General features: G+C 56.8%; 16 protein-coding genes and 1 tRNA gene. 3 read left to right on the forward strand and 14 right to left on the reverse strand.

From position 1 onward, the window contains the following. Positions 1 to 252: 252 nt before the first annotated feature. From AC559G_RS03840 to xerD, 8 genes are all read right to left on the reverse strand, one after another. Positions 253 to 558, reverse strand: coding sequence for a DUF1493 family protein (locus AC559G_RS03840; protein WP_462614342.1), 306 nt, complete (start codon positions 556 to 558; stop codon positions 253 to 255). Next, positions 552 to 1,010 carry an STM2901 family protein gene (locus AC559G_RS03845; RefSeq protein ID WP_462614343.1) on the reverse strand — a complete coding sequence of 153 codons (459 nt, stop codon included), beginning with the start codon at positions 1,008 to 1,010 and terminating at the stop codon, positions 552 to 554. The genes AC559G_RS03840 and AC559G_RS03845 overlap by 7 nt, the downstream gene beginning before the upstream one ends. A 526-nt stretch (positions 1,011 to 1,536) precedes the next feature. After that, positions 1,537 to 1,610, reverse strand: a tRNA-Gly gene (locus AC559G_RS03850). A 164-nt stretch (positions 1,611 to 1,774) separates the two neighbouring features. Continuing rightward, positions 1,775 to 3,292, reverse strand: a complete 1,518-nt coding sequence (gene lysS / locus AC559G_RS03855; protein WP_498911439.1) for a lysine--tRNA ligase — start codon at positions 3,290 to 3,292, stop codon at positions 1,775 to 1,777. Positions 3,293 to 3,301: 9 nt separating this feature from the next. Beyond that, positions 3,302 to 4,400 (reverse strand): peptide chain release factor 2 gene (prfB, locus tag AC559G_RS03860; protein ID WP_438599388.1). Its coding sequence is split into 2 segments (ribosomal slippage): positions 3,302 to 4,324 and positions 4,326 to 4,400, totalling 1,098 coding nucleotides; the frame shifts between segments, so codons are not numbered across the junction. A 390-nt stretch (positions 4,401 to 4,790) separates the two neighbouring features. After that, positions 4,791 to 6,524, reverse strand: coding sequence for a single-stranded-DNA-specific exonuclease RecJ (recJ, locus tag AC559G_RS03865; RefSeq protein WP_498911442.1), 1,734 nt, complete (start codon positions 6,522 to 6,524; stop codon positions 4,791 to 4,793). A gap of 6 nt (positions 6,525 to 6,530) precedes the next feature. Continuing rightward, positions 6,531 to 7,247 carry a bifunctional protein-disulfide isomerase/oxidoreductase DsbC gene (dsbC, locus tag AC559G_RS03870; protein WP_498911444.1) on the reverse strand — a complete coding sequence of 239 codons (717 nt, stop codon included), beginning with the start codon at positions 7,245 to 7,247 and terminating at the stop codon, positions 6,531 to 6,533. Positions 7,248 to 7,273: 26 nt separating this feature from the next. After that, positions 7,274 to 8,173 carry a site-specific tyrosine recombinase XerD gene (gene xerD, locus AC559G_RS03875; protein ID WP_438599391.1) on the reverse strand — a complete coding sequence of 300 codons (900 nt, stop codon included), beginning with the start codon at positions 8,171 to 8,173 and terminating at the stop codon, positions 7,274 to 7,276. A gap of 137 nt (positions 8,174 to 8,310) precedes the next feature. On the opposite strand from xerD, the gene fldB reads away from it, so the two are divergent. Next, complete coding sequence (gene fldB / locus AC559G_RS03880; protein ID WP_498911446.1) at positions 8,311 to 8,829, forward strand: flavodoxin FldB; 519 nt, start codon at positions 8,311 to 8,313, stop codon at positions 8,827 to 8,829. Between the two features lie 21 nt (positions 8,830 to 8,850). On the opposite strand, the gene AC559G_RS03885 is transcribed toward fldB, so the two are convergent. Together AC559G_RS03885 and sdhE are read right to left on the reverse strand one after the other, a co-directional pair. Further along, complete coding sequence (locus tag AC559G_RS03885) at positions 8,851 to 9,282, reverse strand: protein YgfX (RefSeq protein WP_498911448.1); 432 nt, start codon at positions 9,280 to 9,282, stop codon at positions 8,851 to 8,853. Continuing rightward, positions 9,263 to 9,529: an FAD assembly factor SdhE gene (sdhE, locus tag AC559G_RS03890; RefSeq protein ID WP_095849067.1), complete on the reverse strand. Its 267-nt coding sequence runs from the start codon at positions 9,527 to 9,529 to the stop codon at positions 9,263 to 9,265. Before sdhE ends, AC559G_RS03885 begins: the two co-directional genes overlap by 20 nt. Before the next feature lie 287 nt (positions 9,530 to 9,816). Between sdhE and ygfZ the strand changes: the two genes are divergently transcribed. Next, positions 9,817 to 10,806 (forward strand): tRNA-modifying protein YgfZ, encoded by a 990-nt coding sequence (gene ygfZ, locus AC559G_RS03895; protein ID WP_498911451.1) that lies wholly within the window; start codon positions 9,817 to 9,819, stop codon positions 10,804 to 10,806. A gap of 41 nt (positions 10,807 to 10,847) precedes the next feature. On the opposite strand, the gene trhA is transcribed toward ygfZ, so the two are convergent. Beyond that, entirely contained in the window at positions 10,848 to 11,522 is a 675-nt protein-coding gene (gene trhA, locus AC559G_RS03900; protein ID WP_462616355.1) for a PAQR family membrane homeostasis protein TrhA, read from the reverse strand. Between the two features lie 195 nt (positions 11,523 to 11,717). Here trhA and AC559G_RS03905 point away from each other — a divergent pair, with 195 nt between their 5' ends. Beyond that, positions 11,718 to 12,326 carry an HD domain-containing protein gene (locus AC559G_RS03905; protein ID WP_498911453.1) on the forward strand — a complete coding sequence of 203 codons (609 nt, stop codon included), beginning with the start codon at positions 11,718 to 11,720 and terminating at the stop codon, positions 12,324 to 12,326. Positions 12,327 to 12,384: 58 nt separating this feature from the next. Here AC559G_RS03905 and gcvP read toward each other — a convergent pair whose 3' ends face one another. From gcvP to gcvT, 3 genes are all read right to left on the reverse strand, one after another. Beyond that, complete coding sequence (gene gcvP / locus AC559G_RS03910; protein ID WP_498911455.1) at positions 12,385 to 15,261, reverse strand: aminomethyl-transferring glycine dehydrogenase; 2,877 nt, start codon at positions 15,259 to 15,261, stop codon at positions 12,385 to 12,387. A gap of 95 nt (positions 15,262 to 15,356) precedes the next feature. Further along, positions 15,357 to 15,743 (reverse strand): glycine cleavage system protein GcvH, encoded by a 387-nt coding sequence (gene gcvH / locus AC559G_RS03915; RefSeq protein WP_121555189.1) that lies wholly within the window; start codon positions 15,741 to 15,743, stop codon positions 15,357 to 15,359. A gap of 83 nt (positions 15,744 to 15,826) precedes the next feature. Next, positions 15,827 to 16,924 (reverse strand): glycine cleavage system aminomethyltransferase GcvT, encoded by a 1,098-nt coding sequence (gene gcvT / locus AC559G_RS03920; protein ID WP_498911457.1) that lies wholly within the window; start codon positions 16,922 to 16,924, stop codon positions 15,827 to 15,829. Positions 16,925 to 17,476 lie beyond the last annotated feature (552 nt).

Consider the following 17,476-nt stretch of genomic DNA (forward strand, 5'->3'; position numbering starts at 1 on the left):
AACTAGCGATACTCCCCATAAAGTGACGTGATGGGTACATCCATCGATCAGCGCCGTTAGGTGTAGCATCAGATTTTCACAGGAGTAGCAACGAATGTGATTGCAGGCCGTCGCGTTTGTCGTTGTTGGTCATTAGCTGGTGTATGCAGGCTGGTTGCATCCCGCTTTAACGCGGGTTAGCGCTTGGCGCTAACGTCGCCTCTGCGACGCTGGGATGGGGGATTGTCCCCCATGAATCAGGTAATGATCCGGTCAATCATAAAGCCAGCGACCAGCCTTGGCGGATTCAATCAGCATACCTACGGTTAGCGGTGGGTGATTTTTACTGAAATCCTCGGGGAAATACTTTCCAAAATCGATATCTGACGGCTCAACGTTGAACTTTTCTACGTACCGCTCCATTAGCTCGTAAGCATCAAGCGGATCCATTCGGAAGTCTTCATTTAGATCAGTATCAAGCTTGAGCGGGTACGGTTTAAACGTGAAAAGCCGTCGCCCGTTATACTCTCCGACTAATTCCCAGACAGCCCGCTCTATCTCTGCGTGTTTGTCTACCATACCCTATCCTCCGGCTTAACAATCCGGTTATAGCGTACCATTGACTCGTAACTGATTTGTGCCACGTCTACCGCCAAAACCATCCAGCCGATAACAGGAATACTCCGCCCTACAAAGGTGCCTAGTTTAAAGGTCATAATCCGCTTAACTTTGAACGGGTTTACGGGTGACTGTATCCATGTCGGAAGCTGGAACGGCAGCATGTACCGGTTTAGCAGTTTTCGAGAGTATTTAGATGCATAGCTGGTTCCCGGCGTTGCCTTGGCAAATTTGCCCCGCACTGGAATCGTGTTCTGTCCACTATAAACAGCGGCCGCCGCTATAACGTCTTTTGCCCCGGTGAAATGCTCAGCGGTCACATCCACCATGATCCAAAAGAACAGCGCCCCCGCTGAAAGGTTGATCAGCCCCCCGTAAAAATACGTGCCGTTGAGTTCCTCTACTGTATCCATACCTGATCACCTCAAAGATAAACTTTACTAATCATAGCGCGTCGCCCCAATCTCAACATAAGAATTGTCTGCTGCTCTTCTTCATCAAGCGGTCAGCATCTAGACAATAAAAGCCATGAAGCGCCGTGATAGGTACACCCATCGATCAGCGCCGTTAGGCGTAGCATCAGATTTTCAGCGGTAACAATCAGTGAGTCAGGTGTGCATTATCGTATACACTAAATGGAGTAGAGCCAGCCCCTTTCCCAGACGGGTTAGGAATCCCATCATATCGCCTGTTTATCCCGCGCTAGGGTCATCGTAAGCGCCGCTGTTTGGGAGAGGTTTTAAGCCTTGGTAAAGGCATCTGTTGTTCATATTAGGCTATCGCAGTATAAACGATGGAACGACTGCCAGCGTGGTGGTTTGCTCCCGGTATACCACTGACCACACACGCGACAGGTGTGGGCGTAGTACAATGGATGGCTAAAGTTGTAACTGCTTTGCAGGGTAACGTAACTAATAGGAACTCGAGGAAGGTTTTTTTTGGAGCGGGCGAAGGGAATCGAACCCTCGTATAGAGCTTGGGAAGCTCTCGTTCTACCATTGAACTACGCCCGCTTGGGTGTGCGCTTGGCATTATAACCGGTTATCTGCGCCGGGCAAGCGAAGATAACACTTAACTGCCGATAATTTAGGCGGTTAGCAAATCTTGTGCTTGGCTGCACATAAAAAAACCGATACGGCGCGCCATATCGGTTTTTATCCAGGACGAAAGGCTGCGCTTACTTACTTGGGCGCATCGCCGGGAACAGAATCACGTCGCGGATGGTGTGGCTGTTGGTAAACAGCATCACCATACGGTCGATACCGATACCCAACCCTGCGGTTGGCGGCAGGCCGTGCTCCAGCGCGGTAACGTAATCTTCGTCATAGAACATCGCTTCGTCATCGCCCGCATCCTTCGCCGCAACCTGATCGGCAAAGCGCTGCGCCTGGTCTTCCGCATCATTCAGCTCAGAGAAACCGTTGCCGATTTCACGGCCGCCGATGAAGAACTCAAAGCGATCGGTGATTTCCGGGTTAACGTCATTACGGCGCGCCAGCGGGGAAACTTCCGCCGGATATTCGGTAATGAAGGTCGGCTGAATCAGATGGCTTTCCGCCACTTCTTCGAAGATCTCGGTAACAACGCGGCCCAGGCCCCAGCTTTTTTCGACGTTGATGCCGATAGATTCAGCAATGGCAACGGTTTTCGCCATGTCGTCCAGATCGGCCAGATCGGTTTCCGGGCGATACTTTTTAATCGCCTCTTTCATGGTCAGCTTTTCAAATGGCTTGCTGAAGTCGAACACCTCTTCGCCATACTGCACCTGCGGCGTGCCCAATACGTCTTGCGCCAGCGTGCGGAACAGGGTTTCGGTCAGTTCGATCAAATCTTTGTAATCCGCATACGCCATATAGAGTTCCATCATGGTGAACTCTGGGTTGTGGCGTGGGGAAACGCCTTCATTGCGGAAGTTACGGTTGATTTCGAATACGCGCTCAAAGCCGCCGACCACCAGACGCTTCAGATACAGTTCCGGCGCAATACGCAGATACATGTCGATATCCAGCGCATTGTGGTGGGTGATGAATGGGCGTGCAGATGCGCCGCCTGGGATCACCTGCATCATCGGCGTTTCTACTTCCATAAACCCGCGGCCAACCATAAAGCTACGGATGCCGGCCATGATTTGCGAACGCACTTTGAACGTGTTGCGTGATTCGTCGTTAGCAATCAGATCCAGGTAGCGCTGGCGATAGCGGGTTTCCTGGTCCGCCAGGCCGTGGAATTTGTCCGGCAGCGGGCGCAGCGCTTTGGTCAACAGGCGCAGTTCCGTGCAGTGCACAGACAGCTCGCCGGTTTTGGTTTTAAACAGTTTGCCGCGGGCGCCCAGAATGTCGCCTAAATCCCATTTTTTAAACTGTTCGTTGTAAATGCCTTCGGCCAGATCGTCACGCGCAACGTAAAGCTGAATACGGCCGCCAACGTCCTGCAAGGTAACAAACGATGCCTTGCCCATGATACGGCGCGTCATCATGCGGCCGGCAACGGTAACTTCGATGCCCAGCGCTTCCAGCTCTTCGTTATCTTTGCCGTCGTATTCGGCATGCAGCTTGTCAGAAATGCTGTCACGGCGGAAATCGTTCGGGAACGCAATGCCCTTCTCGCGCAGCAGCGCCAGTTTTTCCCGGCGAGCCTGCAGCTCGTTATTGAGTTCTGACGCGTGTTCAGCGCCCTGTGGTTGTTGCTCAGACATTTTTGTTCCTCATAACCCGGCTTTCAAACTTGCCTCAATGAATTTATCCAGGTCGCCATCAAGTACGGCCTGAGTGTTACGCGTTTCAACGTTGGTGCGCAAATCCTTGATGCGGGAGTCGTCCAGCACGTAAGAGCGGATCTGGCTCCCCCAGCCGATATCGGATTTGTTGTCTTCCAGCGCCTGTTTATCAGCATTTTTCTTTTGCATCTCAAACTCATACAGCTTGGCACGCAGCTGTTTGAAGGCTTGATCCTTATTTTTATGCTGAGAACGGTCGTTCTGACATTGCACCACGATATTGGTTGGCAAGTGGGTAATACGCACCGCAGATTCGGTTTTGTTAACGTGCTGCCCACCGGCGCCGGAAGCGCGGTAAACGTCGATACGCAGATCTGCCGGGTTGATATCGATATCAATATCGTCATCCACTTCCGGGTAAACAAACACCGAACTGAATGAGGTGTGGCGGCGGCCGCCGGAATCGAACGGGCTTTTGCGCACCAGGCGGTGAACGCCGGTTTCGGTACGCAACCAACCAAACGCGTAATCGCCCATAATCTTGATGGTGGCGGATTTCAGGCCGGCGACTTCGCCATCGGATTCTTCGATAACTTCGGTTTTAAAGCCCTTGGATTCCGCCCAGCGCAGGTACATGCGCAGCAGCATGCTGGCCCAGTCTTGGGCTTCGGTGCCGCCGGAGCCGGCCTGGATATCCAGGTAGCAATCCGCGCTGTCGTACTCGCCGGAAAACATGCGGCGGAACTCAAGTTTCTCAAGGTTAGCGATCAGTTGATCCAACTCGGCCACGGCTTCGTTGAAGGTTTCTTCATCATCAGCCTCTACCGCCAGCTCCAGCAGGCCGGTGACGTCTTCCGCGCCCTGAGTCAGGCTATCGATGGTTTCAACAATCGCTTCCAGTGCGGAACGCTCTTTCCCCAGCGCCTGTGCACGCTCAGGTTCGTTCCAAACGTCCGGCTGTTCCAGCTCGGCGTTTACTTCTTCAAGGCGTTCCTGCTTGGCATCATAGTCAAAGATACCCCCTAAGAACGGCCGTCCGCTCAGACAGGTCCTGAATTCGGTTTTTTACCGGATTAATTTCAAACATGGTTTTTTACGTTCTTACGTTAGATGTCGTCGGTGGCGGGATGCCATATCCCCATCATGTTTCAAGTTGCAGGCATATTGGCTTTCTTCTTCGCCCCTACCGGGCCGCCGCCAACTGCGTTCAAAACTGCTCCCGGCAAATTTATCTTTCGTTTGCCGCCTGCCTGCAATTTGAAATATTGGGCATAGAGCCGGTAATTCTAGCGGATCTGGGCGCCAGTTTATATACCCGTCATACTTCAAGTTGCAGGTGTATTAACCGCAACTTGAATTATGTTGGGTATCGCAAGCAGGCGTTTTTTTCGTGGTGATGGCAAGGGCGCCGGGCGGCGCCCTTCTTATGGCCTTGCAGCGCCGGAGATAGCGTGCTGCAACACACCCGTGGCCACGCTCAATATGGCCACAGGTGCTGGATCAGCAGTTGCACACTGCGGTTGCCGCGGAATTCATTAACATCCAACCGGTAAGCCAGCTCCACTTCGCGCACGCTGTTGTCCGGCCACTGGCTGGTATCGATATTAAAGGCAATGCCGTCGAGCAAGGGGCCGCCGCCCAGCGGCTCCACCATCAGCTTCAGGTGTTTCTCGCCCACCAGCCGCTGCTGCAGGATACGGAACCGGCCGTCAAACGTCGGCTCCGGGAAGGCTTGCCCCCACGGGCCGCCGCTGCGTAACAGCTCGGCCATTTCCAGCGTCAGCTCTTGCTGGCTCAGCTCGCCGTCAGACCAGACAACGCCCTCCAGCAGCGCCGGATCAAGCCACTCCCCGACCAGTTCGCCAAAACGCTGGCGAAATTCGTCAAAGCGCGCCGCCTCCAGCGAAAGCCCCGCCGCCATCGCGTGGCCGCCGAACTTCATCATCAGGCCCGGGTGCAGCGTATCCAGCCGTTCCAGCGCATCGCGCATGTGCAGCCCGGCAACCGACCGCCCGGAGCCTTTCAGGATGCCTTCCCCCGCCGGGGCAAACGCGATCACCGGCCGGTGGAAGCGTTCTTTAATGCGCGAAGCCAAAATCCCCACCACGCCCTGGTGCCATTCCGGGTGATACATCGCCAGCCCGCAAGGCAACGCCGTGCTGCTGCGCTCCAACTGATCGCACAGCTGTAGCGCTTCCAGTTGCATACCTTGCTCAATCTCGCGCCGCGTCTGGTTAAGCGCATCCAGATCGTTGGCCAGCATCCGCGCTTGCGCAATGTCGTCGCTTAACAGCAACGCCACACCGATCGACATATCATCCAACCGCCCGGCGGCATTCAGGCGCGGCCCAAGGGCAAACCCCAAATCGCTTGCAACCAGTTGGCGCGCATCGCGGTTCGCCACTTCCAGCAGCGCCCGGATACCAGGGCGGCACTTGCCGGCGCGAATGCGGTTCAGCCCCTGATACACCAGAATGCGGTTATTGGCATCAAGCGGCACCACATCCGCCACCGTGCCCAACGCCACCAGATCGAGCAGATCCGCCAGGTTCGGCATCGCCAACCCGCGCTGTTCAAACCAGCCGCTGTCACGCAGCCGGGCGCGCAGCGCCAGCATCAGATAAAACGCCACACCAACGCCGGCCAACGCCTTCGAGGGGAACGCGCAGCCGTGCAGGTTCGGATTGATGATCGCCTCCGCCGCCGGCAGCGTGTCGCCTGGCAGGTGGTGATCGGTCACCAGCACCTGCATCCCTTTGGCGTGCGCCACCTCTACCCCGGCATGGGAGGAAATGCCGTTATCGACGGTGACGATCAGTTCGGCGCCGCGCGCGTACGCCTGTTCAACCACTTCCGGGCTTAGCCCGTAGCCGTCATCAAAACGGTTCGGCACCAAATAATTAACGTCGCCGCCGCCCATACTGCGCAGCGCCAGCACCGTCAGCGCCGTGCTGGTAGCACCATCGGCGTCAAAATCGCCCACCACCATAATGCGGCGGCGATCGGCCAGCGCCTGTTGCAGCAAATCGACCGCGGCGTCGATGCCGTCCAACTGCTGCCACGGCAGCATGCCTTTAACGCTGCGCTCCAATTCCTGCTCGCCTTTCACGCCGCGCAGCGCGTACAAACGGCGCAGCAACGGGTGCAGGCTGGCGGGCAACGTGCTGTCATCCACCGCCTCACGGCGGCGTAATTGGGTTTTGATTATCACCGGCGATCAACCACCGGTTTTCATGGCGGCCTGATGCGCATTCAGTATAGCGGCCAGCTCTTTTGGCCCCTGGTAACCCGGGATCATCATACCGTTTTGCAAAATGATCGCTGGTGTGCCCTGGATGCCGAACTGCACGCCGAGCGCATAGTGCTTGCTGATGTCGGTTTTACAAGTGGCCGGCGAGATAGCATCGCCCTTCATGGCGGCGTCAAAGGCCTTGGCCTTGTCGGCGGTGCACCAGATGGACTGCATGTTTTTTTCCGCCTCGGAATTCAGCCCCTGGCGCGGGAACGCCAGATAGCGCACGGTAATCCCCTGCGCGTTATATTCTTTCATCTGCTGGTGCAGTTTGTGGCAATAGCCGCAGGTGATGTCGGTAAACACAGTGATCACCTGTTTTTCCTGCGGGGCCTTGTAAACGATCATCTGATCCTGCAGCGCATCCAGCCGGGCGCTCAGCAGTTTGTTGGTCACGTTCACGGGTTCGCCGCCGCTCACGTCGTACAGCGGCCCCTGCAAAATGTGTTTGCCGTCTTCAGAAACGTACAGCACGCCGCTTTCGGTCAGCACGGTTTTCAAACCGGCGACTGGCGATGGCTGCACGTCTGCCTGCTGGATGCCCAGCCCGCCAAGCGCCTTTTGGATCGCCGCGTCGTCAGCGTGGGCGCTGCCGATGAGCGAAGCCATCAGCGCAGAGAGCAGCATTAAACCTTTTTTCATCCTTTAATCCTTTTAAACCCCGTGCATCAGGCACGCGGGTGATGCTGTTGATGTAGCTGTTTCAGCCGTTCAGTCGCTACATGCGTATAAATTTGCGTGGTTGAGAGATCGCTATGCCCTAATAACATCTGTACGACACGGAGATCCGCCCCGTGGTTCAGCAGGTGCGTCGCAAATGCGTGGCGCAGCACATGCGGCGACAGGCGTTCGCTGTCAATGCCGGCAAGGATCGCATAGTGTTTGATGCGATGCCAGAACGTCTGCCGGGTCATCTGCTGGCAGCGCTGGCTCGGGAACATCACGTCCAGCGCCTGCCCGTTCACCAGCCACGGGCGGCCGTGCTCAAGATAATACTCAACCCAGTACACCGCCTCTTCCCCCAGCGGCACCAGCCGTTCCTTATTGCCCTTGCCGATCACGCGCACCACGCCCTGACGCAGGCTGACATCGCTGATAGCCAACCCCACCAGTTCGGATACGCGCAGGCCGGTGGCGTATAACACCTCCAGCATAGCTTTGTCGCGCAGCTCCAGCGGCTGATCGATACAAGGCGCTTGCAACAGCGCCTCGACCTGCGCTTCACTCAGATCTTTCGGCAGCCGCTGGGGCAGCTTCGGCGAAGCCAACTGCGCGGTAGGATCGTCAACACGCTGCTTTTCGCGGTAAAGGTATTGGAACAGGCGCCGCATGGCGCTCAACAGGCGCGCGGAGCTGGTGGCCTTATAACCGCCCTCAATGCGATCGGCGAGGAAGGCCTGCAAATCCACCGCCTGCGCCCGTAGCAGACTGCTGTTATTCTGCGCCAGCCAACCGGCCAGCGCCTGCAAATCCAACCGATAAGAGGCCAGCGTGTTTTCCGCCAGATTGCGCTCAAGCCATAACGCATCCAGAAATTGCTCTATCAGCGCGCTTTCTTGCTGTTGCAAGCTCACCTCTCTTAGAAGCCACACGCTGCGGCCTGTTCACGCCGCCCGCCGGCTTCGGTTCGTATCCATGACACCCCGGCATTATGCCTTATGGTACACTCGTTGCAATTCCACGAAGAGTACAAAACGGTTTAAAGATGAAGATTGGTTTATTTTACGGCTCCAGCACCTGTTACACCGAAATGGCGGCGGAAAAAATCCGTGAGATTCTGGGTGAAGACCTGGTCGATCTGCACAATCTGAAAGACGAGTCCCCGAAGCTGATGGAAGATTACGCGGTACTGATCCTCGGTATCCCCACCTGGGACTTCGGCGAACTGCAGGAAGACTGGGAGGCCATCTGGTCGCAATTGGCGTCGCTCGATCTGAAAGGTAAAATCGTGGCGTTGTACGGCATGGGGGATCAGCTTGGCTACGGCGAATGGTTCCTGGATGCGCTTGGCATGCTGCACGACCAACTGGCGCCGCGCGGCGTGCAGTTTATCGGTTTTTGGCCGACGGAAGGCTATGAGTTTACCAGTCCGAAACCGCTCAGCGCCGACGGCCAACATTTCGTCGGCCTGGCGCTGGACGAGGTCAATCAATACGAGTTAAGCGAAGAGCGCCTGCAGCAGTGGTGCGAACAAATCCTGCTGGAAATGGAGCCCTTGCTGTAATCACAGCGGCGCGGCCGCCGGTTAGCTGCGCCATTGATCTTTGCCGTCCCCGGCCGGCGGGAAATTTAACCGCTGGCGCAGTTGGCGCCACTCCGCTTTATCCATACTGTCGGAAGCCAGCCACAAACGGCGGCGCTTTTTCCCCTGAACCTGGCGCAGCGACAGCATAACCCCATAGGGCTGCAACCAGGGTTTCTTCACCAACAGCCACTCCTTGCCGTGCCAACTGACGTGCCGATCGGCCTGCAGACGCAGTTCACCACGGCATAGCGCGATGCGCCGCTGGCTGCGAATACATTCGAAGACCACCAGCGTCAGCAACGCCAGCCAGACTGCGCCATAACCATCCGGCCAGGGCGAACCCAAAATCAGCAGGATAAGAGCACCGTGCAACAGCAGCGAAAGTAACTGGGTGCGCCAGGAGATACGGACATCACATCGCCACTGGGCCACGGTCTTTATTTCGCGTCTGGATCAATCTCACCATCCTCTGCAGTTCAGCATCCTGCGGAGCGCCATGATTCATCAACCAGTTAAACAGATCGGGATCATCACTCTCAAGCAGGCGGATAAAGAGCGCCTTGTCCGCATCGCTCAACGTGTCGTATTCGTATTCGAAAAACGGCATGATCGATATATCCAGCTCACGCATCCCACGGCGGCATGCCCAATGAATACGTGCTTTATTATTAATGTCCATGTTGTTATAACTCACCTCTTTCAGCGGGGCTGTACTCAAACGACATTCTGTAAGGCAACGCTTGTGTAAGATAATTCCCTAAAACAACCATTGTCGGGCCTCGGGGCCAAAACTGCATGCGTACAGTATAGAGTAACAATTTGACATACTCGGCGGGAAGGCGCTTCTGCGGCAAAAGAAAAAAATGGCAAAAAAAGCGCAGTCGCCGAATAACTGTTTGCAAAGGCTGCTCCCTCTCTTACCATGGTGGCAATACTTTCGGCGCAACGTTAAGCAGGTACATATTTATGGCGTTCAATATCCCCTTTCCGCCCCTTCAGCCCTCTGCATCCACCCATTTGCCCCTGACTCTGATCTCGCTGGAAGATTGGGCGCTGGTGGCGCTGAACGGGCCCGATACCGAAAAATACCTTCAGGGCCAGGTAACGGCCGATATCGATAAGCTCACCGCCCAGCACGTATTGTGCGGCCATTGCGACGCCAAAGGCAAAATGTGGAGCAACCTGCGCTTGTTCCGCCGCGATGAAGGGTTCAACTATCTGGTGCGCCGCAGCGTGCTGGAAAACCAGCTGGCGGAAATCAAAAAATACGCGGTGTTTTCCAAAGTAACCATTGCGGCGGATAACGATGCCGTGCTGTTGGGGATCGCCGGCTTCCAGGCGCGGGCGGCGTTGGCCAGCGTCTTCACAACGCTGCCGGATGCCCAGAACCAAGTGGTGCAGGAAGGCGAAACCACGCTGCTGCACTTCGCATTGCCGGCCGAGCGCTTTTTATTGGTCACCCGCACGGCAACCGCCGAGCAGTTGGTTGCCAAACTGCACGAGCAGGCCGAACTGAATGACAGCCAGCAATGGCTAACGCTGGATATCGAAGCCGGTTACCCGATCATCGACGCGCCAAACTGCGAACAGCTCATCCCGCAGGCTACCAACCTGCAGGCGCTGGCCGGCGGCATCAGCTTCAGCAAGGGCTGCTACACCGGGCAGGAAATGGTCGCCCGCGCAAAATTCCGCGGCGCCAATAAACGCGCGTTATACTGGCTGGCCGGCCAAGCGGGCCGCACGCCGGCGGCGGCGGAAGATCTGGAATTGAAGCTGGGTGAAAACTGGCGCCGTACCGGCACCGTGCTGGCGGCCAGCAAGCTTGCCGACGGCACGCTGTGGGTGCAGGCCGTGCTAAATAACGATCTCGCACCGGACAGCGTTTTGCGCGTGCGCGACGATGCCGGCAGCCAGTTGGCCATCAAGCCACTGCCGTATTCACTGGTGGAAGAGTAATCATCAGCCAGGGCCGCGCGCCTGCGGCCCTGAAATGGTGGTTAGACGTACAGATAAATCGCCAGGAAATGGCAAAAACAGCCGCCCAGTACAAAGCCGTGCCAAATGGCGTGGCCGAAACGAATACGCTTCGACGCATAGAAAATCACACCCAACGTATACACCACGCCGCCGACCGCCAGCAGCGTGACGCCGCCGGCGTCCAAGCGGGTTGCCAACTGGTAGATAACGATCAACGACAGCCATCCCATGGTCAGATAGGTGACCAACGAAAGCACCTCAAAGCGGTGGGCAAACGCCAGTTTGAAAATCACACCGAACAGCGCAATGCTCCAGATAACCACCATCAGGCCCCGCGCCAACGCGGAATCCAGCCCGACCAACAGGAATGGCGTATAGGTGCCGGCAATCAGTAGATAAATGGCGCAGTGATCAAATTTCTTCAGCCAGTGCTTGGCCTTCTGATGTGGGATAGCGTGATACAACGTGGAAGCCAGGAACAGCAGGATCATACTGCCGCCATACAGGCTGTAGCTGGTAATGGCCGTGGCGCCCGCGCCGCTGTTCACCGCCTGCACCAGCAGCATCACCAGCCCCACGATACCAAAGATAAAACCAATGCCATGGCTGATGCTGTTCGCAATTTCCTCAGCCCAGGGATAGGCTGAAACCACATTCTTTTCTGCCCTGGCCTTTACGACACCTGCTTTTACCATCATGGATACCTCTGAAACGCCAATAACTGTTCGAAATTGCCGCAAACAGCTTAACTGAGAATAATTCCAGTGTACACGTGTAAGCCAAAAATAAAACGGTGAAAAAATGTATCCCCGGTGTAAACGTCGAAATCCCCGCGGCAGTGGTCTACAATTCCCGGGTTCACCTTTCATAACTCCACCCTGAGGTTGCTCATGTCATCCGCTGTACCCGCGTTAGATTTTGGCTCCATGACCCAAACCGTTGCGTTTTTGATGGAAATCGACAAGCTGAAAGGCGTCCAACGCCGCACCAAAGTGCTTGATAGCCAGCGTCATGAAAACTCCGCTGAACATAGCTGGCACTTCGCCGTCGCCGCAATGAGCATGGCACCCTACGCCGGTGAAGGCGTGGATATCCAACGCGTGATCCAGATGGCGTTGCTACACGATATCGTCGAGATCGATGCCGGCGACGTGCTGGTTTACGATTTGGCGGCGCGTGCGGCCATTCACGATCAGGAAGTCGCGGCGGCGCGCCGCTTGTTCGGCATCTTGCCGGAAGCCCAGCGTGAGTATTTCACCGCCTTATGGCAAGAATATGAAGATAACGAAACGCCCGATGCGCGTTTCGCGCTGGTGCTGGATCGCACCATGCCGATGCTGATGAACCTGCACAATGGCGGCCAAAGCTGGGAGGAAAATAACATCAGCCTGGAACAGGTAGTGGCGCGCAACGCCATGATCGGCGAAACCTACCCGGAACTGTGGCACTACCTGCTGCAACACCTGCAGGAAGCGCAGCGCAAAGGCTGGTTGAAGTAAGCGTTTTCGCCATAAAAAAGCAGCGCATGTGCGCTGCTTTCATACCGTTGCCTACCGCTTAGTATTCGCTGATTGGCGCGCAGGAACAGAACAGGTTGCGGTCGCCGTAAACGTCATCCAGGCGCTTGACGGTCGGCCAGTATTTATTCTCACGCACCGCGGCGGACGGGAACACGGCCAGTTCGCGGCTGTAGGCATGCTGCCACTCGCCGACCAATTCTTCCTGGACGTGCGGCGCGTTTACCAGCGGATTGTCGGCCAACGGCCATTCGCCGCTGATAACCCGTTCGATTTCGCCACGGATCGCCAGCATGGCGTCAATAAAGCGATCCAACTCCTCCTGGCTTTCAGACTCGGTAGGCTCAACCATCAAGGTACCGGCAACCGGGAACGACATGGTCGGCGCATGGAAGCCGTAATCGATCAGGCGTTTGGCGATGTCCATTTCACTGATACCGCTCGCCTCTTTCAGCGGCCGCAGATCCAGGATACATTCGTGCGCCACCCGATGATCGCGCCCGGTATACAGCACCGGATAAGCCGCTTTCAGGCGGGTCGCGATATAGTTGGCGTTCAGGATCGCCACCTGGCTGGCCTGCTTCAACCCTTCCGCCCCCATCATGCGGATATACATCCAGCTAATGGGCAGGATCGACGCGCTGCCGAACGGCGCGGCGGATACGGCACCCTGCTGGGTGATCTGATCTTCAATCTGCACCACGCTGTGGCCCGGCACAAATGGCGCCAGATGCGCCTTCACGCCAATCGGCCCCATGCCTGGGCCGCCGCCGCCGTGCGGAATACAAAAAGTTTTGTGCAGGTTAAGGTGCGACACATCCGCGCCGATATAGCCCGGCGTGGTAATGCCGACCTGCGCGTTCATATTGGCGCCGTCCAGATAAACCTGCCCGCCATACTGATGAACGATCTGGCAGACTTCACGAATGGTTTCCTCATAAACCCCGTGCGTCGACGGGTAGGTCACCATAATACAGGAGAGCGTATCCCCGGCCTGCTCCGCCTTGGCGCGCAGATCGTGCAGATCGATATTGCCGTTTTTATCGCAGGCCACCACCACCACGCTCATCCCCGCCATATGGGCAGAGGCCGGGTTAGTGCCATGCGCGGAGCTTGGGATCAGGCAGACATGGCGCCCGCCCTCATTGCGGCTTTCGTGATAGCGGCGAATCGACAGCAGGCCGGCGTATTCCCCCTGCGCGCCAGAGTTGGGCTGCATGCACAGCGCATCGTAACCGGTCAATTGCACCAGCCAACGGGAAAGCTGGCCGATCATCTGTTGATACCCCACCGCCTGTTCCGGCGGGCAGAACGGATGCAGCTCGGCAAATTCCGGCCAGGTGATCGGGATCATTTCCGCCGCCGCGTTGAGCTTCATGGTGCAGGAGCCCAGCGGGATCATCGCCTGATTCAGCGCCAGATCCTTACGTTCAAGGCGGTGCATATAGCGCATCATCTCGGTTTCGCTGTGATAGCGATTGAACACCGGATGGGTCAGGATCGGATCCGTACGCCGCATCGCCGCCGGGATCGACGCGCTGCTCTGGCTCACTTGCGCATCCAGCGCGGCGATGTCCAACCCGTGATCGTCGCCGGCCAATACCGCAAACAGCGTTTGCACGTCTTCGCGGCTGGTGGCTTCATCCAGCGTAATGCCGACCGCGCCGTGGATATCGGTGCGCAGGTTGATACCAAAGCCCAATGCGCGCTCCAGCACGGCGGCCTTGTCTTTCACTTCCACCGTCAGGGTATCGAACCAGGTTGAGTGGCGCAGCGTCAGGCCCGCCTGCTGTAACCCGGCGGCCAAAATATCCGTCAGGCGGTGAATGCGCCCGGCGATACGCTGCAGCCCCTGCGGCCCATGGTATACCGCGTACAGGCTGGCGATGTTGGCCAACAGCACCTGTGAGGTACAAATATTGGAGTTGGCTTTCTCTCGGCGAATATGCTGTTCACGGGTCTGCATCGCCATACGCAGCGCGGTCTTGCCCGCGGCATCGCGCGAAACGCCGATAATGCGGCCCGGCATAGCGCGTTTGAATTCATCGCGGCAGGCGAAAAATGCCGCGTGCGGGCCGCCGTACCCCATCGGCACGCCAAAGCGTTGGGCGGAGCCGAATACCACATCCGCCCCTTGTTTGCCCGGCGCGGCCAGCAACACCAACGCCATGATATCCGCCGCCACGCTGGTAACGATCTTGCGGTTTTTCAGCTCGGCCAACAGGGCGCTGTAGTCATGCACTTCACCGGTGCTGCCCACCTGCTGCAACAGCACGCCAAACACCCCCTGCAGATCCAGCACCTTCTCCGCCCGATCGACAATCACTTCAAAGCCGAAGGTTTGCGCACGGGTGCGCACCACATCCAGCGTTTGCGGATGCACATCGTTCGCCACGAAGAAGCGGTTGGCGTCTTTCAGTTTGCTGGCACGTTTGGCCAGCGCCATCGCTTCGGCGGCGGCAGTGGCTTCATCCAGCAACGAGGCCGAGGCCAGATCCAGCCCGGTCAGATCCAACGTCAGCGTCTGGAAATTCAGCAGCGCCTCAAGGCGGCCCTGCGACACTTCCGGCTGATACGGCGTATAGGCCGTGTACCAGCCCGGGTTTTCCAGCATGTTGCGCAGGATCACCGGCGGCGTCAGCACTGCGCTGTAGCCCATGCCGATATAGGATTTGTAGCACTGATTCAGCGCCGCCATCGCCTTCAGCTCCGCCAGCGCCTGATGCTCGGTGGCTGCATCCCCTACCGCCGGCGGCCCCGGCAGTTGGATATCCGCCGGTACAATCTGCTGGATCAGCGCGCCAAGCGAGCTGGCGCCCACCGTTGCCAGCATCTGTTGCTGCTGTTGCGCTGAAGGGCCGATATGGCGTTCGATGAACGCGTCGCTGTTTTCAAGTTGGCTGAGTGTCTGGGTCATTGCTCCAAATTCCTGAGTGCTAACATGGGACTGGGGGACATACGTTCACCGTATCCCTCCCTGAGCGGGAGGGAATGGCGGCTTGCTGCGCAGGCTTACTCTTCGATAGAGGCCTGATACTCGTCGGCGTTCAGCAGTTTATCCAGCTCGGCACTGTCGCTCGCTTTAATGCGAAACAGCCAGCCTTCGCTGTAAGGATCGCTGTTCACCAGTTCCGGCGAACCGTCCAATGCCGCGTTCACGGCGATAATTTCACCGCTCAGCGGGGCATAGATGTCGGAAGCGGCCTTTACCGATTCTGCCACCGCGCAGTCATCGCCGGCCGCGACAACGGTGCCCACTTCCGGCAGATCGACAAATACCATATCGCCCAGCAGTTCCTGCGCATGCTCGGTAATGCCCACCAGATATTCACCGTTGCCCTCGTCACGCACCCATTCGTGGGATGCCGCATACTTCAATTCTGTTGGCACATTGCTCATGGCCTGCTTCTCCTTCGAAGAAATTATCGCCCCCGAACTTCCAGGCCGCGGCCCGAAAACCAGGGGTGTCGCATCAACACAAATTAATTAATCAGTGATTTACCGGCGCGGACGACCCCGGGTTTGGTCACCTTCACCGGCACTTCACGATTACGGATTTGCACAATCGCCTGTTCGCCGATCCCCTGCGGCACCCGCGCCAGCGCAATACTGAAGCCCAGGGTGGGCGAGAAAGAACCGCTGGTGATCACCCCTTGCTGCGCCTGGCCGCTGGCATCGGTAAAGCTGACCGGCAACCCATTACGTAATACGCCTTTTTCCGTCATGATCAAACCCACCAACTGTTCCGTGCCGCGGCTACGCTGCTGCTCCAGCGCGTCACGGCCGATAAACTGGCGATCCTGCGGCTCCCAGGCGATAGTCCATCCCATATTGGCCGCCAACGGCGAAACGCCTTCGTCCATCTCCTGGCCATACAGGTTCATGCCGGCTTCCAAACGCAGCGTATCGCGCGCGCCCAGCCCGGCCGGTTTCACCCCGGCCGCCAACAGTCGCTGCCAGAAATCAGCCGCCTGCGCGTTTGGCAGGGCAACTTCATAGCCGGCCTCACCGGTGTAACCGGTGGTCGCAATGAACAGATCGCCGGCCTGCACGCCAAAAAACGGCTTCATGCCTGCCACCGCCTGTCGCTGTTCGGCGGTAAACAGCGTGGCGGCGCGCGCCTGCGCCTGTGGCCCCTGGATTGCGATCAATGACAGATCGTCACGCACCGTCAGTTGAACGCCATAAGGTGCGGCGTGCTCTTCAATCCAGGCCAGATCTTTTTCACGGGTGGCGGAGTTCACCACCAGGCGGAAGTTGTCTTCGCTAAAGAAATACACGATCAGATCGTCAATTACGCCGCCCGAAGCATTCAACATCCCGGTATACAACGCCTTGCCGGGTTGGGTCAGTTTGGCCACATCATTGGCTAACAGGTAACGCAGGAATTCGCGGGTCCGGGCGCCTTGCAAATCCACAATAGTCATATGTGAGACATCAAACATGCCCGCATCCTGGCGCACCGCACGGTGCTCATCAAGCTGGGAACCATAATGCAGCGGCATCATCCAACCGTGGAAATCCACCATCCGCGCGCCGCATGCCACATGCTGATCGTACAACGGGGTTTGCTTTGCCATCTTTTCCCTCTTTCTTTGCCGGAGATAGCATGCGCGCCGCTCATCAATCGCCAACGATGAGGTACGCACACCGGCTCGCCAAACAGAAATGCCGCGCAGAAAACCACCTGAAAATACGGCCCGCCGCCGCGGCGCAAACGATACCTTTCCTTCGACGTTAGCACCGAACGCCCACATTAACCATAAGTAAAAATATTCATAACATAGCCGATGGGCAATGAATTGCCGGATCATCTTGCCGATTTTTTCACTAAAAAAATGCGATTTAATACATAAAAACCACAATAAAAATATCAAAATTATTATTTTGTAGAGACAACAGGGAAAAACCAGCGGAGTTTCTACTTTTGGCTTTTCCGATAAGGATTAGAAAAAGTAATGGTAAAATCGGGCAAAAATTAGATTATTTCAAATGAAGAGGGATATAAGAAAAAATTATGGCTTCGCCGCTAACACAGGCGCGTATGCAGAATAACTAGAGACTATTAGGGAAGGAGAAACGATAAACCCCGGCGCATCGCAGCGGACGTGCCGGGGCAAACTATCAGAAAT

Origin of the sequence: Gibbsiella greigii (genome assembly GCF_039540155.1) — a bacterium.
GTDB lineage: Bacteria > Pseudomonadota > Gammaproteobacteria > Enterobacterales > Enterobacteriaceae > Gibbsiella > Gibbsiella quercinecans.

Excerpts from the sequence above, each read along its gene's own strand:
- AC559G_RS03840 (WP_462614342.1), bottom strand. The coding sequence starts at position 558 with ATGGTAGACAAACACGCAGAGATAGAGCGGGCTGTCTGGGAATTAGTC.
- AC559G_RS03845 (WP_462614343.1), bottom strand. The coding sequence starts at position 1,010 with ATGGATACAGTAGAGGAACTCAACGGCACGTATTTTTACGGGGGGCTG.
- lysS (WP_498911439.1), bottom strand. The coding sequence starts at position 3,292 with ATGTCTGAGCAACAACCACAGGGCGCTGAACACGCGTCAGAACTCAAT.
- dsbC (WP_498911444.1), bottom strand. The coding sequence starts at position 7,247 with ATGAAAAAAGGTTTAATGCTGCTCTCTGCGCTGATGGCTTCGCTCATC.
- fldB (WP_498911446.1), top strand. The coding sequence starts at position 8,311 with ATGAAGATTGGTTTATTTTACGGCTCCAGCACCTGTTACACCGAAATG.
- sdhE (WP_095849067.1), bottom strand. The coding sequence starts at position 9,529 with ATGGACATTAATAATAAAGCACGTATTCATTGGGCATGCCGCCGTGGG.
- ygfZ (WP_498911451.1), top strand. The coding sequence starts at position 9,817 with ATGGCGTTCAATATCCCCTTTCCGCCCCTTCAGCCCTCTGCATCCACC.
- trhA (WP_462616355.1), bottom strand. The coding sequence starts at position 11,522 with ATGGTAAAAGCAGGTGTCGTAAAGGCCAGGGCAGAAAAGAATGTGGTT.
- AC559G_RS03905 (WP_498911453.1), top strand. The coding sequence starts at position 11,718 with ATGTCATCCGCTGTACCCGCGTTAGATTTTGGCTCCATGACCCAAACC.
- gcvP (WP_498911455.1), bottom strand. The coding sequence starts at position 15,261 with ATGACCCAGACACTCAGCCAACTTGAAAACAGCGACGCGTTCATCGAA.
- gcvH (WP_121555189.1), bottom strand. The coding sequence starts at position 15,743 with ATGAGCAATGTGCCAACAGAATTGAAGTATGCGGCATCCCACGAATGG.
- gcvT (WP_498911457.1), bottom strand. The coding sequence starts at position 16,924 with ATGGCAAAGCAAACCCCGTTGTACGATCAGCATGTGGCATGCGGCGCG.